The sequence below is a fragment of the Aquabacterium sp. genome, from assembly GCF_030652515.1.
Lineage (GTDB): Bacteria > Pseudomonadota > Gammaproteobacteria > Burkholderiales > Burkholderiaceae_C > Aquabacterium.
The window spans coordinates 1-22,991 of record NZ_JAUSAR010000169.1; the positions used below are offsets into that span (position 1 = coordinate 1).

Here is a 22,991-nt window from a genome sequence, read left to right on the forward strand (position 1 = left end):
GGGGCGATCAGGGATGAGGCGGAGGCGGGCGGGGCGACTTCGGGGGCGGCGAGGCGCACAGGCCACGGCGGGTTGCCCCTCGCGCAGCGAGGGGTCGGCGAGGACTGTTTGAGCTGGCCGTAGGCCAGCGAGTTCCGCAGCCGCCCGCCGTGGCCGAGCACCGAGCGCAGTCCGCCGCTACGCGGTGGACCGCCACCATAGGAGCCCCACCCGCCTCCGACTCATCCCCGCCCCGCGCCGCCTTGACAAAGCACACACGCCCCCCTAGCTTGAACCCCTCCCTAGGGATGCCAACCCGCACTTCCCGGCTAAAAATAGCGAACTCCATTTCACAAGGGCGGGATCATGGGCAGTTTATTGATCAGGGGCAGTCAGGGCGCAGACGTCAAGCGCTTACGCCAACAGTTGGCCAAAGAGCTGGGCCCCGACGGCGCCGACTACAGCAAGCTGGCCTCCGGCCAGGACTTCGACGCCGATCTGGAAGCCGCCGTGCGCCGCTGGCAATCCGGCACCGGCCTGATCGCCGATGGCGTGGTCGGCCCACGCTGCCAATCCCTGCTGGGCCTGGTCACGCTGCCCCCCTTGGCCATCATGCTGGACAACGACGCCGTGCGGCGCCTGTTCCCCGCCACCAAACCCTCCAACATCGCGCGCTACCTGCCCTACGTGGCCGCCGCCCTGCAGGCCATGCGCCTGAACGACCGCAGCATGATCTGCGCAGCCCTGGGCACCATCCGCGCTGAAAGCGAAGGCTTCCTGCCCATCTCCGAGTTCCCCTCGCAGTTCAACACCAAGCCCGGCATGGCGCCCTTCAGCGCCTACGACGGGCGCAAGGCCCTGGGCAACACCCAACCCGGCGATGGCGCCAAGTTCAAGGGACGCGGCTTCATCCAGCTGACCGGCCGCGCCAACTACACCCAGTACGGCACCGAGCTTGGCATCGACCTGACCAGCAACCCTGACCTGGCCAATGCCCCCGAAGTGGCCGCCATGCTGCTGGCCACCTTCCTGGCCCACCGCGCCGACGCCATGCGCGCCGCCCTGGCCGAAGGCAAGTACCTGGCCGCCCGCAAGATGGTCAACGGCGGCTCCCACGGCCTGGACCGCTTCAAGAACGTGTTCGACCTGGCCAAGCAGGTGTGGCCCATCCCCGAGCCCAAGGTGGGCGTCAGCGCCGCCGCCCGCAAACGCGCCGCTGCCCCCCTCAAGAAAAGCCGCCCCCTCACCGTCGCCAAAGACCCGGCCGACCTGCGCGACCGCTTCTACATGCCACCCCCCGTGAGCCTGCCCGGCGAGTTCCCCGATTCCAGCGACATCAAGCGCTTCCTGTCCACCTACACCAAGGCCGGACTGATCCTCGACCAGGGGCAAGAAGGCGCCTGCACCGGCTTCGGCCTGGCCTGCACCGTCAACTACCTGCGCTGGCGCAAGCAGCAGATGCCCACCAAGCTGGAATCCGTCAGCGCGGCCATGCTCTACAGCTTCGCGCGCCGCTACGACGAATACGAGGGCGAGAACTACGAAGGCTCCAGCTGCCGGGGGGCCATCAAGGGCTGGTTTCACAACGGCGTCTGCCTGGACACCGACTGGCCCCACCGCGACCACGATCCCGTTCAGCCCAAGTACGGCTACGCCAAGCGCGCCGCGCAGAACACCCTGGGCGTCTACTACCGCATCGAGGTCAAGTGCATCACCGACCTGCAGGCCGCGATCCGTGAGGTGGGCGCCATCTTCGTGTCCAGCACCACGCACGAGGGCTGGAACCAGATCACCAACCAGGCCCAGGCCCCGACGGGCCACGCCGGCCTGCCCGTGATCCCGTATGACGGCCACCCGTCTGAAGTCGATGGCCACGCCTACGCGCTGGTCGGCTTCAACGAACAGGGCTTCGTGTTGCAGAACTCCTGGGGACCGGGCTGGGGCGCCGGCGGCTTTGCCGTGCTCACCTATGCCGACTGGCTGGCCAATGGCATGGACGCCTGGGTGGTGGCCCTTGGCGTGTCGGGCGTGATGGTGGGCGGCATGACCACGGCCGCCGCCAGCCAATCACGCGCCAACGCCAGTGACCCCAGCACCTGGTGGGACGAACGCCGCGCCTACCAGCACAGCATCGTGTTAGGCAACGATGGCCGCGTGCGCCGCTACCTGACCGAAGACGAAGTCAGCCGCACCTTGCTGCACCAGGCCTCGGTGCTGCCCGACACCTGGTTCCGCAGCCAACCCGACAAGGTCAAGCGCCTGGTCATCTACGCCCACGGCGGCCTCAACAGTGAAGCCGACGCCATCAAACGAGCGCGCGCCATGGGCCGCTTTTTCACCGGCAATGGCTGCTACCCGCTGTTCCTGGCCTGGAAGACCGGCCTGATGGAAAGCATCGGGAACATCATCCAGGAAGCCTTTCGCAAGCAGCCGCCAATGGCCGCTGGCGTGGGCGAGTGGATCACCGACCGCACCGACCTGCTGATCGAAAAATCCATCGGTCGGCCCCTGGTCAAACCAGTGTGGAGCGAGATGAAGGAGAACGCGGAAGTGGCCTTCAACACCACGCGCGGCGGCGATCTGCTGATCACTGCCTTGCAAAAGCTGGTGAGCACCTGGGGTGACGACCTGGAGATCCACCTGGTGGGCCACTCGGCCGGTTCGATCATCCTGGGCCACATGCTGGACCTGGTGGCCAAGCGCGGCCTGGTCACCAAGATTTCATCCATCCAGCTGTGGGCGCCCGCCTGCACCGTGCAGTTCGCCAACCAGCACTACGCACCGCATGCCGACCTGATGAAGAAGCTGCACCTGCAAGTGCTGTCCGACCGCAATGAGCGCGACGACAATGTGGTGGCCATCTACCGCAAGTCGCTGCTGTACCTTGTCTCGAACGCGCTGGAGACCGACCTGCGCACACCCATCCTGGGCATGGAGAACGTGTTCAACGCGGGTTACCGGGGCTGGGATGGCTCGTCCAGCACGGGCGAATCCTTGAGCAACTGGCGCCAGGCGGCGGCCAATGCGGGCCTGGTGCCGGGTGAGCGCCTGGTGGTGGTGGACCAGGACAAGATCACCGTGGCCAAGCCAGACCGCCGGGCCAAGGCCGCCCATGGCACGTTCGACAACGACCTGGACGTGGTCAGCCGGGCGGTGCAGCGCATCAGCGGCGGTGCGCTGAAGACGCCGGTGGATGATTTGAGGGGGTTTTAAACCTAGGTGGAGTAAGACGCGTCATCCACCTGAACGTCATGCTCCAGGATGACCGCGCCCAGATGCCCCTCGGGCGGGCGGCCAAAGAATGGCCCGCCTGGCTCCGAGAACAAATACACGTCGGACTGCAAAGCCCCGCAATGCGGGCAATGGTTGGTCAAACGGCTGACGCCATCATCACCCGGCAAATCCACGCGCAGGTTGGGCGCCAGCAGCAAGAGCGCATCGGTCAGCTCGGTGGGGGGGTTGGAGATGCCGTACACATAGGTGCGGCTCTCGCCCGATTCACCCAGGTCGACCACATCGGCCGCGACCACGGCGTGCACCTGGGTCAGGGCATGGCACTTCCAGCACGTGGCGGTGGAAGTGCGCATGTGGATGGGGGCGACCAGGCGCAAGGCGGCGGCATCCGCAGGCTTGGGGGCCGCGCCTTGACCGGAGTTTTTCTTCAGGCTGTGGGGAGTGCTCATCCAATCGATCCCTTGAAGAGGTTAAGGCTCCACGCTAACACGTCTTCTCAGAATTTGAAGATGGTCAACCCCAGACTCAGGCTGGTCTGTTTGAAGTTGTAGTCCAGCAAGGTTTCGCCATAGCCCTGGAAGAATTGCGCATACCAGCGCAGGCCGTCGGGCCGGTCACGGAACACAGGGTAGGAGTAATCCAACTGCACCGAGCCCTTGCCCGAGAACGAAGGCCGCCAGGCCACGGCCGCCGTGGAGCGCCCTGGCGTCCACATCATCTGCAGTTCGGCCCGCTTCATGTAATCCTGGATGTCGGGGTTGTCGTCGCCCACGGCGTTGTCGGTCTCAAGCCGGTGCTCCAGCCGCAGATTGAACATCAGGTCGCGCCGCTCCAGCCCCGCCTGGGCATAGACCCGGTTCCAGCTGCGCGACAGCGGGTCGGGCTGGCCGTTGGATTGGTGGACGATGCCGGCCTGCGTCATGCGCCATTTCCAGCCCAGCGGCAAGGCTTGCCAGGAGGCGGGCGTGGGCACCACATAGATGACTTCGGGCTGGTAATCGGTGCTGCGGAAAGGCGCGGACTGGTCGCGGTTCCACAGTTGCCACATCGACTGCTGGGTGTAGGCCACCCACAGGTCGGCCCCCGGCAACAGGGCGTTTTCCAAGACCTTGCTGCGCAGCGAGACCTGAATCTTGGCCTCGCCGTTCTGGTAACGGGGCAGGTTGTTGGCCTGGGCACGGGTCGGGCTGCTGGGATTGCGGTTCACGCTCGCCATGCTGTGCAGGGGCATGAAAAAATTGGGTCGGTAGCTGGTGTAGTTGAAGGTGCCGCGCTTGTCGGCCTGGTCCAACTCCCAGTAGCGAGACATGAAGCTGTTTTCGGACTGTTGCGTGGTGGCAGGCGTTGCGGCCTGACTGACTGGCACGGCCTCGGGGGTGCCGGGCACCGCGGCGGGTGAGGCCGGCAGGGTGACCATGGCCTCGCGCCCGGCCAGCCTGTCGTAGCAGGCCAGTCGGGCACTGGCGTCGGGCAAACCCAGACACTCCTTCAGGTCAAGGGGCGCCTGGGCGAAAGCGGGGGCAGCAAGCCCCACACTCAGGGCCAGCAGGGAAGAACGAAGGGGGCGGTGTGGTGTAGGCATGCGCGATTGGATCACGCGGCCACTTCGGCACCAAGTTCCGACATCAGTTCTTCCTTGCGGCTGGCCATGGCATCGCCCAGTTGGTGCAAATCCAGGTGGGCCCGCTTGACCTTGGGGAACAACTCTTCCTCTTCTTCGGTGGCGTGGTGGTCGATGTACTCGCCTAGCACCGTCACCTTGGCGTCGTACAGGTCCTCGGAAGGCTCCATGTCCTGGATCTGGGCAATCAGGTCCTTGGCGCTGGCATGCTCCACCACCGCTTCTTTCAGCAAATCCTCGGCCTTGGCGGCCTGGCCTGCAGCGGGATAGAAGATTTCTTCTTCGATCTTGGTGTGCACGGTCAACAGCAGGCAGATGTGCTCGGCCAGGGCTTGCTTTTCCGCTTCGCCGCCATCGGCCTTGACCAACTTCTCGTAGTCCTTGAACAACTTCTTGACTTCCTTGTGATCGGCGGTCAGCAGTTGCACGGCATCGGGGGTGGTTTTGGCTTTGGCGGCCGGGGTCTTGGCGGCTGGTTTCTTGGTGGTGGTTGGCATATTTTGGTTCCTTGAATTGATGACAAAGTCAGACCGCGAAGGTCAAAGTCGGCCCATCAGCATCAGCACGATCAGCACGACCAGGATCAAACCCAGGCCGCCACTGGGGCCGTAACCCCAGCTTCGGCTGTGACCCCAGGTGGGCACGGCGCCAATGAGCATCAACAAAACAACGATCAGAAGAATGGTTCCCAAGCTCATGGTGGCTCTCCTTATTTCTTGATTTGATTGCCGATGACGCCACCGACGGCGGCACCACCGATGGTTCCACCAGCGCTGCCGCCGGTCAGCACGGCGCCTGCCGCTGCGCCCACACCCGCGCCCACGGCGGTGTTGCGGTCACGGGCCGACATGTCGCTGCAAGCGCCCAGGCCGACCAATGCCAAAGCGGTGGTGGCGGTGAAGGCCAGGCGGCCGAAATTCTGTCGAAGGTGGTTCATGGCACTTCTCCTTGTGTGGGGTAACACCTTGTTGTTGGCAAACAGGGTGCCCACCAGGGCGGTGCCGTGAAATAAATGTCAGCGCACGGCGCGGGCGACGTCTTGCGCCACCTGGTTCAGCAAGGTGCTCATGGCGGCGGCCTGGCCCACCGGGGTGTCTGGCGACACGGGCGTGCTGGCGGCGCGGTTGCCCGAGAAAACCGGGGTGGGCGTGCTGCCCGGGCCGGTGATGCGCCAGCTCACGTCCGCCCGCAATTGCCCGGCGCTGCGCACATAGTCCAGCGGTGCAATGTTGACGATCAGCACCTGCCCCGTGGGCATGGATGGGCAATGCGAGTCACACACGGTCCAACTCGGCAAAGCTTGCCGCAAAAGCAGGGCCAGGTGGTTGGTCAGCCCCACTTCCAGACGCTCGGCCCAGGCCGTGTTGGGCCATTCGACCAAGGTGCTGTCGGCCTGCCGGTAGCGCACGGCGTCGGTTTGCAGGTACTCGGGGATGTTGACGCGGCGCAGGGTGAGGAACCGGGGCGCGGAGGCCACCGAAGAAGCAGGCGGGGCGGCCTCGGTGGCCACTACCGGCTGAGACGGTGACGGCAGGGGCAGCGACAACAAGGTCGGTGGGGGGGCGGTGCTGCACGCCCCCAGGCCCAGGGCCAACAAGACCAAACCATGGGAGACGACAAGGCGGCGCAAAGTGATCATGGTGCTTTCTTCCCGAACAGGATGGAGTTGGGCTGGCGTTCCAGCTGGTCGGCGAACGAGCGCAGGCTGCGTGCGGCCAGCGACAGGTCACGCACGGCCAGCTCGGCGTCGGAGCGCAAAGGCGAGCCCACGGCGCTGAGCTCTGCGAAGTTGCCCATGGCCTGCTGCGCGGCCTGCGCCGCATCGCGGGCAGCCTGCAAGGTTTGCTGAATCTCGGGCTGGGTTTGCAGCACCACATTGCGCGATGACTCCGACAACTGCTCCACCGACGCCAAGGTGGCTTGCGCCTGGGCTTGCACGTCTTGCAAGGCCTTGGCCCCCACCACCAAGGTCTGCTTGGCTTGTGCCGCCGCCGCACCGATCTCCTTGCCGGACAAAGCCACCGCCTGTTGAGTGACCTTCAAGGTCTGGTCCAGCTGGTTGATGGTCCTGCGCACGTCTTGCACCAGGTCGGCCAAGGGCAACTCGGCAACCTGGTCCAGCAAGGCATCCAGCTTGTCACGCATGGCCGGAATCTCGGGCACGGCGCTGGAGCCACCACCCAGCAACACCACTGGGGTGTTGGGCTTGAAGTCCAGGTCGATGCTGGTCTGGCCGGTCACCACACTCTGGATGATGAGCTTGGCCCGCAGGCCACGTTGCACCAGATCAGGCAACTTGCGGAAGCTGCCACCCTGTTCACCCCCCATCTTCACCATGTCACCAGCCAGGGTCAGCCCCACAGGAATGCGCGTGACCAGGGACTTGGGGTCCACCTCGATGCCGATGCTCAGCACCTCGCCAATCTTCACGCCCCGAAAACTCACTGGCGCCCCCACGTACAGGCCCCGCACACTGCCTTGAAAGTAGACGACCGCCTTCTGCCGCTTGGAGAAGAGGTCGGCACCACCCAGCGTGACGAGCCCGGCCACGATCAGGATCAGGGCCGTGACGACGAAACCGCCGACCAGCAAGGCATTGCGTTTCATAACTTCTCCCGGTGCAGGAACGCGTGCACGGTTGGGTGGGTGGCGGTGTCCAGCAACTCGCTGGGCTTGCCATGGGCGATGGGTTTCTTGCTGTCGGCGTCCAGGAAGATGCTGTCGTCGGCGATGGCGAAGAGGCTGGGCAACTCGTGCGAGACCACCAGCACGGCCGCCCCGGTGCGATCACGGATCTCCAGGATGAGGTCGTCCAGGCGCTTGGAGCTGATCGGATCCAGGCCGGCGGAAGGCTCGTCCAGGAACAGCAAGCGAGGTTGCGCCGCGATGGCCCGGGCCAGGCCCGCGCGCTTCTTCATGCCGCCACTGAGGTCGGCCGGGCTGTAGTCGGCGAAGTCGGCCATCTCGACCCAGGACAAGGCTTCGCGCGCCCGTTCGATGCGCTCGTCCTCGGCCAGATCGGTGTGCTGCTCAAGAGGCATCAGCACGTTCTCCAGCACGGTCATGGAGGACCACAAGGCCGCACTTTGAAAGAGCACGCCAAAGCCTGACCGCAGCTTGGTGCGCTCTTCGTCCTTGCTTTGCCAGTAATCCTTGCCGTCGTACAGCACTTGCCCGTGGGCGGGCTCCAGCAGGCCGATGAGGTGTTTGAGCAATGTACTTTTGCCACAGCCACTGCCCCCCATGATCGCGAAGATGGTGCCGGGCTCGACCTCGAAAGACACGTCCTCTTGAATCAGCTTGTCGCCAAAGCGCATGGTCAGGTCTTGAACGCTGAGCAGGGCCATGGTCAGATCCCCAGCGCGTTGGCGCAGACCGAGAACACGGCATCGAGCGCGATCACGCCCACGATGCCCGCGACCACGGCACGCGTGGTGGCCTGGCCCACGCCTGCCGCGTTGCGCTCGGCATGCAGGCCGTGATAGCAGCCCGCAATGGCCACCAGGATGCCAAAGGCGATGGCCTTGGAGAAGCCCAGGCCCAGGTGCTGAAAGCTCAAGGCGTCCAGGCTGCGGTCAAAGTAAGCGGCGGGAGCCAGGCTCAGCATGCTGGCCCCCACCGTGAAGCCCCCCACCAAACCGGCCAGGCAACCAAAGACATACAGCAAGGGCATCACCAGCAGCAAGGCCAGCACACGCGGCACCACCAGGTGATCCATGGCATTCAGGCCCAGCACCTCCAGCGCGTCAACCTCTTCATTGGCCTGCATGGTGGCCAGCTCGGCCGCGAAGGCGGCACCGGTGCGCCCGGCCATCACCACGGCCGTGATCACGGCGGCCATCTCGCGCGACACGGCAATCGCCACCAGGTCGGCCACGAAGATGCCCGCGCCAAACTTCACCAGTTGCACGGCACCCACAAAGGCCAGGATGGCGCCCACCAGCACATTGACCACCAGCACGATCAGCAAGGCCCGGGCGCTGCAATCGGCCAGCACGCGGGCCATGTCCTGCGACCGGAAACGCCAATGGTTGGGCATCCCATGTGCGATCGCCAGGATCACCGATCCCAAGAAAGTGATGCCGCGAAAGGTGCCTTGCAGCGGTGCGGTCCGAGGCCAACGAATCGTCATGTTTGCCGTTCTAACACGAGGCTGAGGCCCTGCGGTGGCAAGAACAGTGCCTGTCGGCTTTGGCCGACGCCATGTCGCGCAAATGTCCTACAGGTCAACGAGACAGTGCCTACGGCCAGGGCATCGCCTGCGCTTCTAAAGTTTGAGCCATCCAAGCCATCTTTCAAAACTTTCAGGAGAACCTCCATGCCCCACCGTTTGCTGAACGCCCGCCACCTTCGCACCGCTTCCTCGTGGGCTGCGCTCACCCTGGCCACCGCCGCCGCGCCTGCCATGGCGGTCGAGAAAAGCCTGCCGGTGATCGACCGCGTCGGCGTGTGGGTCGGTGGCTACAACGTGGACGCGGAGGGCGACCTCAGCCTGTCCACGGCAGATGGCAGCCAGTCCACCGGCAAGCAACGCGTGATCGATGGCTCCGACGTGGTCAAGCGCGCCCGCGTGGACTGGCTGCTGTTTGACCGACAGGGCTTCTCGGTGGACCTGTACCACTACAGCCAGAACAAAACCCTGGGCGTGAGCGAACCCTTCACCTACAACGGCCAGAGCTACTCGGCCACGGCCCAGCTCAACACCAAAACCTCGTTCGACATCGGCAACTTCTCTTACCGCTGGTGGTTTGGTGGCGAGGACACCGTGGCTGGCGTGGGCGTGGGTGCCGCCTACTACAAGGTCAAGTTGAACTACACCGCCTCGGCCAGCCTGGGCGGCCTGTCGCAGACCATCTCCGACGGCGAGAAGAAAGACGCTTGGGCGCCTTTGGTGACCTTGGGCTTTCGCCACCGCATCAGTGACCAGGTCAGGCTTTACGCCGACCTGTCGGGATCCAAGAAGAACGGCGGCGAAACGTATGGCGACATCGTCAACGCCGGTGCTGGGGTCGAGTGGTTTCCCTGGCGCAACATCGGTGTGGGCGCCGAGTACAACCACACCCGCATCCGCGTGAACTACAGGACTGACGATACCGTGGCCAAGCTTGATCTCAAGCTGAACGGCCCAGCCTTGTACCTGCGGATGCGTTTCTAACCATCCACAGGAGCTGAGCATGAACTTCCATTCCCTGACCCTCAAGCATTCGTTGCTGGCCGGCTTGTTCGCGGCTGCCAGCCTGGCCCTGGCCCCGTCCATGTCCACGGCCGCCACCTTCGCCTCGACCCTGTCGGGTGAAGCTGAGATCCCGCCCGTGACCACCATGGGCACCGGCACCGTGGAGGCCACCTACACGCCCGCCACCAAGATCTTGAAATGGAAGGTGGTGTACTCTGGCCTGAGCGGCGCGGTGACGGCCGCGCACTTCCACGGTCCGGCCATCCCTGGCCAGAACGCGGGCGTGGCCCTGCCTTTCAATGGCAAGCTGGACAGCCCCATTGAAGGCGAAGCCACCCTCACCGAAGCGCAAGCTGCGCAAGTGACGGCGGGCCAGTGGTACGTGAACCTGCACACCGCCGCCAACCCCAAAGGCGAGGTTCGAGGCCAACTGGTCGTCAGCCCATGATGGCGTGGCTGGCATCAGCGATCGGCCGGGCCGCGATGGGCCCGTTCGCCAAAGCCCTGCCACCTTTGGGTGACACCGAACGCGCCGCTTTGGAGGCGGGCACCGTGGGCTTTGAAGGTCAGCTGTTCGCCGGCCAGCCTGACTTCAGCGCCTTGCTGAAGGTCAAGCCATTGCCTTTCACCAACGCCGAGCAAAGCTTCCTCGACAACGAAGTGCGTGAGTTGTGCAGCATGCTGGACGACCACGCCATCGATGAGGCCGGTGACATGCCGCCCGAGGTGTGGCGCTTCCTCAGAGAGAAGCGCTTCTTCGGCATGATCATCCCGCCCGAATATGGGGGCTTGGGCTTTGGCCACCTGGCCCATGCCACCGTGGTGGCACGCATCGCCACCGCCAACGTGGCTGCGGCAGTGACGGTGATGGTGCCCAACTCATTGGGCCCGGCCGAACTGCTGTTGCGCTACGGCACGCTGGCTCAGAAACAACATTACCTGCCCCGCCTGGCCGACGGCCGCGAGTTGCCCTGCTTTGGTTTGACCGCGCCTTCCGCAGGATCGGACGCTGCGTCCATCCCCGATCGGGGCACGCTGGTCGAACGCGAGATCAATGGCCAGAAGGTGCGCGGCTTTGTCGTCAACTTCGACAAGCGCTACATCACCCTGGCGCCCGTGGCCACCGTGGTCGGCCTGGCCTTCCACGCCTACGACGACAGCCTGCCCGAAGGCCAGCGCGATCTTGGCATCACCTGCGCGCTGCTGCCCGTGCCCACCGAAGGCATGGAGATCGGCCGACGCCACCTGCCCATGGGCAGCGCCTTCATGAATGGCCCCATCCATGGCCACCAGGTGTTTGTGCCGATGGACCAGATCATCGGCGGCGAAAAACAAGTGGGCCAAGGCTGGCGCATGCTGATGGAATGCCTGGCCGCAGGCCGCGCCATTTCACTGCCCGCCTTGGGCAGCGCGATGCAGCAAGGCGCACTGTTCGTGGCCAATGGCTATGGCCAGATTCGCGAACAGTTCGGACTGCCCATCGCCCGCTTCCACGCCATCGCCGGGATCATCGCCGAGATGTCGGCCGAGCTGTACGCCACCGACGCCGCGCGCCACTACACCGCCGCCGCGCTCGACGAAGGCCAACAGCCCAGCGTGGCCAGCGCCATCCTCAAGGTGCATTTGACCGAAGCCGGCCGGCGCGCCGTCAACCATGGCATGGACATCCTCGGCGGCAAGGGCATCATCGCCGGGCCGTCCAACCTGCTGGGCATCGGCTACCGCCACGCGCCTATCGCCATCACGGTGGAAGGCGCCAACCTGCTGACCCGGGCCCTGATCATCTTTGGCCAGGGCGCGGTGCGTTGCCACCCGCATGTGCTGGACGAGATGAACGCCATCGAAGCCAAGGACGCACAAGCCCTGGGGCAGGCCTTGTGGTCGCACGTGCGGCACGTGCTGCGCAACCTGCGGCGCAGCATCTTCGGTGCATCGCTCCTCGGCCTGCCGCCCGCCGACCTGAGGCCCGAAGCACAGCTCATCGCCCGGCTCAGCACCCAATACAGCTTCACCGCCGATTTGGCCATGGGATTGTTGGGCGGCCAACTCAAGCGCATGGAGTTGCTGTCAGCGCGGCTGGGCGATGTGCTGGCCCACCTGTACATCGCCAGCGCCTGCCTGTGGCGCTACCAGGTGGACGGCAACCCCGACTTGCTGCCCTTCGCCCAGGCGGGCATCCGCCAGCAGCTGAACCGGGCCCACACCATCTTGCAAGACCTGCACGCCAACCTGCCCTCCGCCCCGGCCCGCTGGCTGGGGGGATTGAGCCTGAGGGCCACCGGCGCGCTGCATCCCCTGCGCGACGAGCAACTGCTTCACCTGGCCGAGTTGCTGCGCACCCGCCGGGATCTGGTTGGCATGCTGTGTCCCGACCTGAGCCTGCCCAAACAAGGCGGCCAGTTCGACCTGGTCAAAGCCCTGACACTGAGCGCCCAGCTGGGCGAGGACACCAACGCCTTGAACAAGGTGTTGCGGCGCACCCAGTCCTTGGAAACCGCCTCGCAAAGCGCGAAAAACCCCGCCCTGGCCTTGCGCTACCTGCAAGCCGCCGACCGCGTGATCCAGGTTGACGACGTGGCCCACGACCACGAAACAGCCTGAACCCAGGGCATACCCCAAGCCCCCAAATGGGTGGACCTGGCTGAAGTCATGTGCAAGCCATCAAATGGCGGGTGGCCATGGTGCAATATCGGAGCATGACCGCCCATGCCTCCGCCCTGCCATTGCCGCCCCACCGCCATGGTGCTGATCTGGCCACCACCCGCCGAATCGCCAGCCGCCTGCGTCTGATGATCCGAGGCAATCCGGAGCCCACGCCCGATGAATGGTCGCGCCTGGGGGCGGCGCTGTGGCGCGGTGACCCGCTGGCAGACGACGTGGCCCATTGGCTTCAACAAGTGGGCATGGGGGTGGGCCGCCCCATGCTGGAGCGCGCCATCGAGCATGGCCTGGACGCTGTGCCCGATGCCCCCGAGTCACTGTGCCGCTTCATGCGGGCCGTGGTGCAAACGCCCGATTGGGTCGATGAAGCCCAACTGGCCCAAGGCGCCCGATTCATCCAGAGCACCGGCCAGCACGGCATGCTGGTCTTGCGCGATGCGGGCCTGATGGCTGGCTACCAGGCCTCGTCCATCAACAAGACCCTCGTGATGACCGGCTCGCTGCAGCGCGGTGCACAACGCCGCCTGGCCGAAACCTCATCGTGGTGGATGGACTGCACCACCGATGGCGGCATGGGCCGCCACAGCGCCGGCTTCAAGACCACCTTGCGGGTGCGGGCCATGCACGCCCTGGTGCGTCAAAACCTGCTGCGCCGCCCCGACTGGGATTCGGCCGCGCACGGTCTGCCCATCAACCAGGTCGACATGCAGGCCACCTACCTGGGCTTCAGCGCGGTGCATTTGATCGCGTTGCGCATCACCGGTGTCGTGGTCAGCAAAGCCGATGGCGCCGCCATGATGCACCTGTGGCGCTACATCGGCTGGCTCATGGGCGTCGAAGAAGCACTGCTGTCCGAAACCGAGATGCAAGGCCGCACCTCGCTTTACCAGAATGTGATCAGCCAGGCCCCGCCCGATGACAGCAGCGCCGCCCTGGGCCGAGCCTTGATGGACGAACCCCTGAACCGGCACTACCCCTGGGGCGGCGCTTTGCGGGGCCGTTTCAACCGGGCCCGCCACCTGAGCATGCTGCGGCTGTTTGTGGGCCGCGAGGGCATGCAGCACCTGGGCCTGCCGCCCGCCCTGCCCTGGCATCCGGTGCTGACCACCTTGCCGCGCCTGCTCTGGACCGGGGCTCACCACCTGCTGCCCGGTGGCCAGGCCCGTCTGGTGCGCGAAGGGCGCGCCAACCAGCTGCGCTACATGCCCATCGTGTTCGGCAAACACCCCCCCGTGGTGGCCCAACACGTGGCACCGTAGAAGCGGGCACAATTGCGCCCTCTGCCCCTTTGATCTCGATCGCCCCTGTTTCCATGTCCTCGACGCCCACCTCTCCTTCGCCGACCCCAGATGCCATGACGCCGGCCGCCTGCGCCACGCAACTTCGGCAGCTGTTCCCGGCCCTGTTTGACGGCGCGCCCAAGCCATTGAAACTGCGCATCCAGGCCGACATCCAAGAGCGCGCCCCCGGCGTGTTCACCAAGCAGGTGCTGTCCGCCTTCCTGCGCCGCCACACGGGCAGCCATGCCTACCTGGTGGCCCTCAGCAAAGCCACCCACCGCTTCGACCTGGATGGCCAGCCCGGCGACGAAATCAGCGAAGAGCACCGCAAGGTGGCCCAGGAAGAGCTGGGCCGCCGCCGCGCCAACCACGAAGCCAAGATCGAGCTGGAACACCAGCAGCGCCGCAACCGCGCCACCTTGCTGCGCGACTTCCAGGCCACCACCCTGACGCCCGCCAATTTCTGCGCGCTCAAGGGCGTGCCGGTGGAAGAACTTGACCACCTTCTGGAGTTGGCCCGCAAGGAAGCGCAAGAAGCGCCGCCTCAAGACCGCCGCCCTCGCCCACCGCCACAACGGCGTCGTTGAGTGGTCAAAGGGGCCCTCAGGGCGCCCGCCCCACTGAGACATCTTGCCCACTGTGTGCTTTGGTGAAACCGCAGTAGATTGCGGGATGCGCCCCCACCTCTTCGCCTTCATCCTGTCCGCAGGCATCACCGCATCGCTCCACGCGGCCCCCAAGGTTGAGGACAGCCTCGCCCAGCGGTTGCAAGCCTGCACCGTCTGCCATGGCCCCCAAGGCCGCGCCGCCAGCGATGGCTACTACCCGCGCATCGCCGGCAAACCGGCGGGCTACCTGTACAACCAGTTGCGCAATTTCCGCGACGGCCGCCGCCACTACGCGCTGATGGCCAATCTGCTGGACCCGCTGTCCGACGAGTACCTGCACGAGATCGCGAACTACTTTGCCGCGCTCGACCTGCCCTACCCCGCTCAGAAGCCTACCCCCCCCTCCGCCGCATCCGAACTCCAACGTGGCCAGGATCTGGTGACCCGGGGCGACGCCCAGCGCAAGATCCCCGCCTGCGTGCAATGCCATGGCGCGGCCCTGACCGGCGTTCAGCCCGCCATCCCCGGCTTGTTGGGGGTGCCACGCGACTACCTCAACGCCCAATTGGGATCCTGGCAAAACGGCAACCGCCAGGCCAAGGCACCCGACTGCATGGCCACCATCGCGCAACGCCTGCGGCCCGAAGACATCGCGGCGGTATCGCAATGGATCTCGGCCCAGCCTGTGCCTGAACATGCCAAGGCGGCGGCCAGCTTGCCGGGCCGCCTGCCCATGCCTTGCGGCGGTGTGCCGGATGGCCAAGGAGTCAAGCCATGAAGCGCGCCATCGCCCTGGTGCTGATCATCGGCCTGGCCCTGGCCGCCGCCGTCTACGCCCTCAATGTGCGCGGCGAAGACCCGATCACCTCCGGCCACGAGCCGCCCGCCAGCGCACAGCTCATCGCCAGTGGCGAGTACCTCGCCCGCACCGGCAACTGCATGGCCTGCCACACCGCGCGGGGCGGCGAGCCTTACGCGGGCGGTCTGGGCATCCAGACGCCCTTTGGCACCGTGTACACCTCCAACCTCACGCCCGATCCGCAGACCGGCATCGGCGCCTGGTCGTCCTCAGAGTTCTGGCGCGCCATGCACAACGGCCGCTCGCGCGATGGCCGCCTGCTCTACCCCGCCTTTCCTTACCCCAACTACACCCACGTCACCCGGGCTGATTCGGACGCGATCTTCGCCTACCTGCGCAGCCTGCCCGCCGTGGCCCAGACCAACCGGCCGCACGAGTTGCGCTTTCCTTACGACTCAACCCCAGCCTTGGCCGTGTGGCGCGCCCTGTTCTTCAAGCCCGGCCAGTTCGAGCCCGACACGAAGCAATCGGCCAACTGGAACCGTGGCGCCTACCTGGTGCAGGGCCTGGGCCATTGCAACGCCTGCCACGCCAGCCGCAATGCCCTGGGCGCCACCAGCGGCACCCTGGACTTGAGTGGCGGCCTGATCCCGGTGCAGAACTGGTACGCGCCCTCGCTCACCTCGTCGCACGAAGCGGGCGTGGCCGATTGGCCGCTGCCCGACATCGTTGAGCTCTTGAGAACCGGCGTGTCCCGCCAAGGCACCGTGGTCGGCCCCATGGCCGAGGTCGTGCAAAACAGCACGCAGCACTGGACCGATGGCGACCTGCTCGCCATGGCCACCTACCTGAAGGCACTGCCGCCCAGCCAAGACACCCGCAAACGCGTCACCGTGGCGCCCGCCCTGCCTGACAGCCATGGCGCCAAGCTCTACAAGGTGCATTGCGCCCAATGCCATGGCGACCAAGGCGAAGGCGCGGCCCAGGCTTACCCGGCGCTGGCAGGCAACCGCGCGGTGACCATGGACTCGCCCGCCAACCTGGTGCGCATCGTGCTGGCGGGGGGCTTCGCGCCGTCAACGAAGGGCAACCCACGCCCCTACGGCATGCCGCCCTTTGCGATGGTGTTCAGCAACGACGACACGGCGGCCGTGGTGTCCTACATCCGCAGCGCCTGGGGCAACCAGGGCCAGGCGGTCTCCACGCTGGACGTGATCCAGTTGCGCAATGGGCTTCAATACTGAGCTGAATTGATTTGAGGGCCTCACCCCGGTGGCGCCGCCGACAGCACCACGTCGATGACGGCATCCAGGGCGCGCCTGAGCTGCTTCTTGCGGATGATGAGCGGCGGCGCCAGCCGGATGACCACATCGTGGGTTTCCTTGGTCAGCACGCCCCGCTCTTTCAGCGCATCCACCAGACCGCGCGCGCCCAGTTCAGGCACGATTTCAATGCCCATCATCAGGCCCTGCCCGCGGATGTCGCGCACGATGGGGCTTTGGCCCAAGGCCGCTTGAAGGTAGGCCAGGGCCCAGTCACCCAGCCGCGCCACCCGGGCGATGAACTCGGGCTCGCTCAACAGCGTCAAGGCCGTCATGCTGACGGCGGCGGCGATGGCATTGCCGCCAAAGGTGGAGCCATGGTCACCCGGGCGCAGCACGCCCAGGACCTCGGCGCTGCCCACCACGGCTGACACCGGGTACACGCCGCCACCCAGGGCCTTGCCCAGGATCAACAGGTCGGGGTCCAGATCCTCATGCTGGAAACAGAACAATCGCCCGGTGCGCGACAGGCCACACTGGATCTCATCCACGATGAACAGCACGCGGTGCTGCCTGCACAGCTCGCGGGCGCGCTTCAGATAGCCTGGTGGCGGCAAGCGGATGCCCGCCTCGCCCTGGATCGGTTCAACGATGAAAGCGGCGGTGCGCGGCGTGATGGCCTGGGCCAGGGCATCGACATCGCCAAAGGGCACGGTCTTGAAGCCCGGCAGGTAGGGGCCGAAGTTCTCGCGGTACTGCGCCTCGGTGGACAAGCTCACCAGCGCCAGCGTGCGCCCGTGGAAGTTGCCCTCGCACCCGATGATCTCGCCGCGTTCGCGTGGGATGCCCTTGATCGTTTCGCCCCATTTGCGCGCCAGCTTCAAGGCGGTTTCCACCGCCTCGGCGCCGGTGTTCATGGGCAAGGCCTTGTCCATGCCCGCCAGGGCGGTGAGCTGGTCCAGCCACAACGGCAACTGGTCGTTGTAGAAAGCCCGGCTGGTCACGTCCAGCATCTTGGCCTGCCGGGCCAGCGCCTTCAGCACCTTGGGGTGGCTGTGCCCCAGTGAGGCGGTGGAATAGGCGCTCATCATGTCGGTGTAGCGCCGCCCGGCCACGTCCCACAGGTGGATGCCTTTGGCGCGCTGCAGCACCACGTCGATGGGGCGGTAGTTGTGCGCCCCGCGTGCCAGGTCCAGGTCGATGAGTTGCTGGCTTTTCGTGCTCAAGTTGGCCTCCTGTCATTGCAGGTTTTGTGCCCAGTGTGGCCCCTTTGGCCCAGAAATGGGCGCGGATCAACACCCGAATGCGCCCTTTGTGTGCACTCTTGATCCGTAAACTGGACTGATGATCTGCCTGCTGCGCCGCCTTGCCCTGCCCGCCGTCATCGCCCTGCTGGTGACGACGCCCGCCTCCATGGCCCTGGCCGCCGAAGATGCCGCCCGGGTGATCGTGAAATTCAAGGCCGGCTCCGCGCTCATGCGCGCGCAAGCCCAGTCCGCGACACCGCGGCGCGTGGAGCATGCCCTGTCGTTGGGCCAACGCATTGGCCGCACCTTGCACGACGGCCCTGGCCTGAGCAACCGAACCCAGGTCGTCCTGGCCAATGGCCTCAGCTCGGCCCAACTGGCCGCCCGGCTGGCGAAAGAGCCCGACGTTGAATACGCGGTGGTGGACCAGAAACGCTTTCGCCTGGCCCCGCCCAACGACCCGCTCTACGGCGACAACCTGTCTGGCTACACGCCCACGGCGGGTCAGTGGTACCTGCGCGCGCCCGCCGGCACCATCCAGTCGTCCATCGATGTGGAGTCCGCCTGGGGCATCACACAAGGCAGCACCAGCGTGGTGGTGGCCGTGCTGGACACCGGCATCCGCTACGACCACCCCGACCTGAGCGCCAACCTGCTGCCCGGCTACGACATGGTCACCAACGTGGGCATGGCCAACGACGGCAATGGCCGCGACGCCGACGCCTCCGACCCGGGCGACTGGATCACTTACGCCGAGACCTCAGGCAGCGGCCAGTTCGCTGGCTGTGGCCGCGACGCCAACAACAACCTGGCGGCCGAGAACAGCACCTGGCACGGCACACAGACCACCGGTGTCATCGGCGCGTTGACCGACAACGGCACCGGCATGGCCAGCGTGGGCCGCCAGGTGCGGATCCTGCCCGTGCGCGTGCTGGGCAAGTGCGGTGGCTACGATTCGGACATCATGGCCGGCATGCTCTGGGCCGCTGGCATCAGCGTGTCGGGCGTGCCCGCCAACCCCAACCCCGCCAAGGTCATCAACCTGAGCCTGGGCGGCAGTGGTGCCTGCAGCCAGGCTTACCGAGACACCCTCACCCAACTGACCGCCCTGGGCGTGACGGTGGTGGCCTCGGCTGGCAACAGCGGCCTGAGCGTCACGGTGCCCGCCAACTGCCCTGGCGTGATCGGGGTGGCCGGGCTGCGACACGCGGGCACCAAGGTCGGCTACTCCGACCTGGGGCCCGAGATCACCCTCAGCGCGCCCGCCGGCAATTGCGTCAACGTCCTGTCTGGCCAGCCTTGCCTGTACCCCATTTTGACGACCAGCAACGCGGGCACCACCACACCGATCGCGGCCAGCGCCATCTACACCAACAGCTACTACACCTCGCTGGGCACCAGCTTTTCCGCGCCCCTGGTGGCGGGCACGATCGGCTTGATGTTGTCGGTCGACCCCACACTCACGCCAACGGCGATCCGCGCCATCCTGATGGGTTCGGCCCGCGCCTTCCCAACCACTGGTGGTGACAACGGCGACGGCGGCAGCACCACGGTGCCGCGCTGTGTGGCACCTTCATCCGCCGAACAGGCCCAGTGCTACTGCACCACGGCCACTTGTGGCGCCGGCATGCTGGACGCGGGGGCTGCCTTGGCAGCGACCAGCGCCGGCCTTCAAGCGCAGATCGACTACTCGACAACAGGTGCGGTGCCATCCCAGGCCTTGACCATCAGTGGCGCCAGCTCTTGGGTGGCCAGTGGCCGCAGCATCGCGTCCTACCAATGGACCCTGGTCGATGGCGGCGGCATCGTCACGCCACTCACCTCGACCAATGGCAGCAGCATCTCGGTCACCCCCAGCGCCGTGGGTCGCTTCACGGTGAGCCTGACCATCACCGATGACCTGAGCGGAACCTCCACCACGGTGCAGACCATCGACGTGGTCACGCCCACCGCCGTCACCACCGCATCGTCCAGTGGTGGCGGCGGTGGCGGGGCCATGGATGGGAACGCCTTGCTTGGTCTGCTGGCAGCGCTGATGGGCGCACTCGCCATGGTCAGACGGGCCCGCCCGCAGGCTTCACCAAAGGGCTGAGCCAGTCAGGCCCCCGTGTCCAGCGTCTGCATGCGCAGGCCCATGGGGGGCACCTCTTCCGGGTCGATGCGAACGTCCAGCAAGGTGGGGCCCTGGCGATTCAGGATCTGAGCCATGTCCAGGTCATGGAAGTCTTGCGGCGATCGGATTACATGACCCGCGATGCCCATGGATTGGGCCATCAGGCTGAAATCAACTTGTGGCAACTCAAAAGCAATTTGCTCGGCACCCGCCAAACGCTGCCCATGCTTGACCATGCCCAGCGCCGCGTCATTGAGCACCACGAAGATCACGGTCAGCTGCTCTTGCGCCGCCACGGTGATTTCCTGGCCGTTCATCAGGTAGCTGCCGTCGCCCGTGATGCACACCACCGGGTAGTCGGGGTTACCGCGCGCAATGCCGACGGCCGCGCCAATGGCCCAGCCCATCGGGGCGAAATCCATCAGCACACGCAGCCAGCCAGCATGGTCCATGCGGCGCTCACCACGGCGCGAAGGCGTGTGCATGGTCGGCGAGTTGGCCGCCGGCATCGTCATGCCCGGCACCAGCCCCATGCGGCGGTTGCGCAGCTCCAGGTAGTGGATGGACCAGGCCGTGCTGTTGCCCGCATCGGCGATGAAGCGCGTGGTGGGCGGAAAGCGGTTGGACAGCTCGGTCATCAGGCGTTGCGGCTTGATGGGCGAGCTCATGTCTTCGCGCTTGTCCGGCGCCCTCACGATGACCTCGGCCACGTCGGTGTGCACCCGTGATGGCTTCCAAGGCAGGCCCAACGCGGCTTGCTCGATGTGCATCACGTCCAGCAAGCGCTCGAACACCGAGCGGATGCGGCCGCGCACGTGCTGCTGCGCCATCGGCGAGCGCATCAGGTGCTCATCGTTCGAATCGATGTGCACCAGGTGGTGGTTCAACACACTGGCGCTCCAAGCGCCACTGGTCCACTCGCCCAGGCTGGTGCCAATGGCCAGAGTCAGGCTGACCCCATCGCTCAAGGCCTGGTGTGCCGACTGGTGCCCGGCAAACCCGAACACACCCCGGTACAGGTAATGGTGCGGGTTGATCAGGCCCTTCGCATCGGGCGTGGTCACGAAGCAAGAATCCGTCAACTCGGCAAAATGCATGATCGCGTCGATGGCCTCGCCGCAACCGCCCCCCACGATGAGCACCGTCTTGTGACTGCGTTGCACCGCCTCGAACAAGGTGTGGATGGCGTCTTCATCGACCAAGGACGGCTTGACCAGCAAACGCTTGAGGTGCTGCGGCGACAGGCGCTGCTCGACCTGGCTGCGCAGCAGGTCCACCGGGATCGACAGGTGCACCGGGCCATGCGGGGGCTGCGAGGCGCGGATCAAGGCGCTCACCAGCTTGTTCTCCAACTGGTCCACGTGCGAGATCAGGGTGTTGTAGCGGGTGCAATGCTGGAGCATGCCCACGGTGTTGACCCCCGTGCAGGACGACTCCTGCAAGGCGCGTTTGCCAAACAAGGGTAACGAGGGTTGTCCCGTGATTGCCAGCATCGGCACACTGTTGTCAAAAGCACACGCGATGCCGGTCAAGAGATTCGTCGCGCCCGGGCCCGATGTCGCGCAACATACCCCCAGGCGGCCCGTCTCGCGGGCATAGCCATCGGCCATGAAAGCCGCACCGGCTTCATGCCGGGCCAACACCGGTCTGGGCCCGCCGCGTCGGCTGCTGACCGCCAGCGCGTTGTACAAAGGTTCGATGGCACCGCCCGGAACCCCGAACACATACTCCACGCCCAGGGCTTCAAGGTAAGAAACGATGAGGCTGGCCGCCTCGACGGACGTGGACGGGTCCGCACTGGATGCAACTGCTGATGAGATCACGGTGTAGGTCCAAACCACGCCAACCCGGAGTCCAACCACTGAAAGCGGCGGCGTGTAACAAAATGATACCTAGCCAGTTCCGTGCCGTCATCCCCCTCGTCGCGGGTCACACCCCGAGATAAGTGCCTCGATATCCCGATATCCACGACATGGGCGCCGCCGATCATGAAACACTGGGTAAGCTATCGCATTCGGTCAAAAACACCGAATGGAGGACATCAGTTTTGCTTGCATGCCGTGCGTTTTGGGTGGCCGTGCGTTGGATGACATTGGCAGTCATGGTGTGGCAGTGGCCTGTGGCGCATGCCGCTTCGGACGAGGCCGCGCGTGCCATTGCGGTGATCTACCCGGACATCGGCGAGCCCTACCGCAGCGTGTTCTCCACCATCATCGGCGGCATCGAAGGCCAGACCAAAAGCCGCATCGCCAGCTTCCCCGTGGGGGCCAACCCCAACACCCAGGACCTGTCCAACGAGTTGCGCCGCCGTGACATCCGCGCCGTGATCGCCCTGGGCCGCAATGGCCTCAAAGTGGCCTCCAGCCTGGACCGCAACCTGGGCATCGTCGCAGGCGGGGTGCTGTCGGTGCCCGAATCCGACGCGCAAAACCTGTCGGTGCACAGCCTGGCGCCCGACCCTGCCTTGCTCTTCGCCAAACTGAAAACGCTGGTGCCTTCGGCCAGGCGTGTGATCGTGGTCTACGACCCGCGCCAGAACGCCTGGCTGATCAAGCTGGCACGCGAGGCTGCCAAGGCGCAAGGCCTGGAGTTGCAAGCCTTTGAGGCCGAAGACCTCAAGACCGCGACCCGCCAATACCAGGACAGCTTGAGTTCGGCCGACCCCAAGCGCGACGTGCTGTGGCTGCCCCAAGACTCCACCACCGTGGACGAAACCGCCGTGCTGCCACTGGTCCTGCAAGAAGCCTGGAACCGCAACCTGGCCGTTTTTTCCAGCAGCGCCGCGCACGTCAAGCGTGGCGCGCTGTTTTCGCTTTACCCCAACAACGTCGAACTCGGCAAAGCACTGGCCGCTTGGGCGATGGGGTATGTCTCTTCCGGCACCGCCCTTCGCGGTGTGCGGCCCTTGAAGGAAGTGCTGGTGGCGGTGAACACACGAACCGCCAATCACCTGGGCATCAACCTGAATGCCCTGCAACAGCGCTTTGACATGGTCTTCCCGGAGCCCTGAC

21 protein-coding genes are annotated in these 22,991 nt (G+C 65.7%); 10 read left to right on the plus strand and 11 right to left on the minus strand.

The genetic code is table 11. From position 1 onward, the window contains the following. The first annotated feature begins 345 nt into the window (after nucleotides 1–345). Nucleotides 346–3,192 carry a peptidoglycan-binding protein gene (locus tag Q7V20_RS19005; protein ID WP_304794896.1) on the plus strand — a complete coding sequence of 949 codons (2,847 nt, stop codon included), beginning with the start codon at nucleotides 346–348 and terminating at the stop codon, nucleotides 3,190–3,192. 2 nt (nucleotides 3,193–3,194) lie between these two features. Here Q7V20_RS19005 and Q7V20_RS19010 read toward each other — a convergent pair whose 3' ends face one another. The 9 genes from Q7V20_RS19010 to Q7V20_RS19050 all read right to left on the minus strand — a co-directional run bounded on the left by Q7V20_RS19010 (nucleotide 3,195) and on the right by Q7V20_RS19050 (nucleotide 8,966). After that, nucleotides 3,195–3,662, minus strand: coding sequence for a hypothetical protein (locus Q7V20_RS19010; RefSeq protein WP_304794898.1), 468 nt, complete (start codon nucleotides 3,660–3,662; stop codon nucleotides 3,195–3,197). Between the two features lie 47 nt (nucleotides 3,663–3,709). Beyond that, complete coding sequence (locus Q7V20_RS19015; protein WP_304794900.1) at nucleotides 3,710–4,795, minus strand: phospholipase A; 1,086 nt, start codon at nucleotides 4,793–4,795, stop codon at nucleotides 3,710–3,712. Nucleotides 4,796–4,806: 11 nt separating this feature from the next. Then, nucleotides 4,807–5,331, minus strand: coding sequence for a hemerythrin domain-containing protein (locus tag Q7V20_RS19020; protein WP_304794902.1), 525 nt, complete (start codon nucleotides 5,329–5,331; stop codon nucleotides 4,807–4,809). Between the two features lie 42 nt (nucleotides 5,332–5,373). Next, nucleotides 5,374–5,532, minus strand: coding sequence for a DUF3309 domain-containing protein (locus Q7V20_RS19025; protein ID WP_300548471.1), 159 nt, complete (start codon nucleotides 5,530–5,532; stop codon nucleotides 5,374–5,376). Between the two features lie 11 nt (nucleotides 5,533–5,543). Beyond that, nucleotides 5,544–5,771, minus strand: coding sequence for a glycine zipper 2TM domain-containing protein (locus tag Q7V20_RS19030; RefSeq protein WP_304794905.1), 228 nt, complete (start codon nucleotides 5,769–5,771; stop codon nucleotides 5,544–5,546). A gap of 78 nt (nucleotides 5,772–5,849) precedes the next feature. Beyond that, nucleotides 5,850–6,473, minus strand: coding sequence for a membrane integrity-associated transporter subunit PqiC (locus Q7V20_RS19035; protein WP_304794907.1), 624 nt, complete (start codon nucleotides 6,471–6,473; stop codon nucleotides 5,850–5,852). Beyond that, on the minus strand, nucleotides 6,470–7,441 hold the full coding sequence (locus Q7V20_RS19040) for an MlaD family protein (protein WP_304794909.1): 972 nt from the start codon (nucleotides 7,439–7,441) through the stop codon (nucleotides 6,470–6,472). Before Q7V20_RS19040 ends, Q7V20_RS19035 begins: the two co-directional genes overlap by 4 nt. Beyond that, nucleotides 7,438–8,181 (minus strand): ABC transporter ATP-binding protein, encoded by a 744-nt coding sequence (locus tag Q7V20_RS19045; protein ID WP_304794910.1) that lies wholly within the window; start codon nucleotides 8,179–8,181, stop codon nucleotides 7,438–7,440. The genes Q7V20_RS19040 and Q7V20_RS19045 overlap by 4 nt, the downstream gene beginning before the upstream one ends. A gap of 2 nt (nucleotides 8,182–8,183) precedes the next feature. Continuing rightward, entirely contained in the window at nucleotides 8,184–8,966 is a 783-nt protein-coding gene (locus Q7V20_RS19050) for an ABC transporter permease (RefSeq protein WP_304794912.1), read from the minus strand. A gap of 186 nt (nucleotides 8,967–9,152) precedes the next feature. Here Q7V20_RS19050 and Q7V20_RS19055 point away from each other — a divergent pair, with 186 nt between their 5' ends. The 7 genes from Q7V20_RS19055 to Q7V20_RS19085 all read left to right on the plus strand — a co-directional run bounded on the left by Q7V20_RS19055 (nucleotide 9,153) and on the right by Q7V20_RS19085 (nucleotide 16,602). Beyond that, on the plus strand, nucleotides 9,153–9,989 hold the full coding sequence (locus tag Q7V20_RS19055; protein WP_304794914.1) for a hypothetical protein: 837 nt from the start codon (nucleotides 9,153–9,155) through the stop codon (nucleotides 9,987–9,989). Nucleotides 9,990–10,008: 19 nt separating this feature from the next. Further along, complete coding sequence (locus Q7V20_RS19060; protein WP_304794916.1) at nucleotides 10,009–10,458, plus strand: CHRD domain-containing protein; 450 nt, start codon at nucleotides 10,009–10,011, stop codon at nucleotides 10,456–10,458. Then, nucleotides 10,455–12,611 carry an acyl-CoA dehydrogenase gene (locus tag Q7V20_RS19065; RefSeq protein WP_304794917.1) on the plus strand — a complete coding sequence of 719 codons (2,157 nt, stop codon included), beginning with the start codon at nucleotides 10,455–10,457 and terminating at the stop codon, nucleotides 12,609–12,611. The genes Q7V20_RS19060 and Q7V20_RS19065 overlap by 4 nt, the downstream gene beginning before the upstream one ends. 95 nt (nucleotides 12,612–12,706) lie before the next feature. After that, nucleotides 12,707–13,930 carry an oxygenase MpaB family protein gene (locus Q7V20_RS19070; protein ID WP_304794919.1) on the plus strand — a complete coding sequence of 408 codons (1,224 nt, stop codon included), beginning with the start codon at nucleotides 12,707–12,709 and terminating at the stop codon, nucleotides 13,928–13,930. Between the two features lie 53 nt (nucleotides 13,931–13,983). Continuing rightward, nucleotides 13,984–14,538 (plus strand): ProQ/FinO family protein, encoded by a 555-nt coding sequence (locus Q7V20_RS19075; protein ID WP_304794921.1) that lies wholly within the window; start codon nucleotides 13,984–13,986, stop codon nucleotides 14,536–14,538. Nucleotides 14,539–14,623: 85 nt separating this feature from the next. Continuing rightward, nucleotides 14,624–15,337: a c-type cytochrome gene (locus Q7V20_RS19080; RefSeq protein WP_304794922.1), complete on the plus strand. Its 714-nt coding sequence runs from the start codon at nucleotides 14,624–14,626 to the stop codon at nucleotides 15,335–15,337. Beyond that, nucleotides 15,334–16,602: a cytochrome c gene (locus Q7V20_RS19085; RefSeq protein ID WP_304794924.1), complete on the plus strand. Its 1,269-nt coding sequence runs from the start codon at nucleotides 15,334–15,336 to the stop codon at nucleotides 16,600–16,602. The genes Q7V20_RS19080 and Q7V20_RS19085 overlap by 4 nt, the downstream gene beginning before the upstream one ends. 20 nt (nucleotides 16,603–16,622) lie before the next feature. On the opposite strand, the gene rocD is transcribed toward Q7V20_RS19085, so the two are convergent. Next, nucleotides 16,623–17,846: an ornithine--oxo-acid transaminase gene (gene rocD / locus Q7V20_RS19090; RefSeq protein WP_304794926.1), complete on the minus strand. Its 1,224-nt coding sequence runs from the start codon at nucleotides 17,844–17,846 to the stop codon at nucleotides 16,623–16,625. 118 nt (nucleotides 17,847–17,964) lie between these two features. On the opposite strand from rocD, the gene Q7V20_RS19095 reads away from it, so the two are divergent. Further along, entirely contained in the window at nucleotides 17,965–19,959 is a 1,995-nt protein-coding gene (locus Q7V20_RS19095) for a S8 family serine peptidase (RefSeq protein ID WP_304794927.1), read from the plus strand. 5 nt (nucleotides 19,960–19,964) lie between these two features. On the opposite strand, the gene Q7V20_RS19100 is transcribed toward Q7V20_RS19095, so the two are convergent. Next, complete coding sequence (locus Q7V20_RS19100) at nucleotides 19,965–21,803, minus strand: thiamine pyrophosphate-binding protein (RefSeq protein WP_304794929.1); 1,839 nt, start codon at nucleotides 21,801–21,803, stop codon at nucleotides 19,965–19,967. Between the two features lie 263 nt (nucleotides 21,804–22,066). Here Q7V20_RS19100 and Q7V20_RS19105 point away from each other — a divergent pair, with 263 nt between their 5' ends. Beyond that, nucleotides 22,067–22,990, plus strand: coding sequence for an ABC transporter substrate-binding protein (locus tag Q7V20_RS19105; protein WP_304794931.1), 924 nt, complete (start codon nucleotides 22,067–22,069; stop codon nucleotides 22,988–22,990). The last annotated feature ends 1 nt before the right edge of the window (nucleotide 22,991 follow it).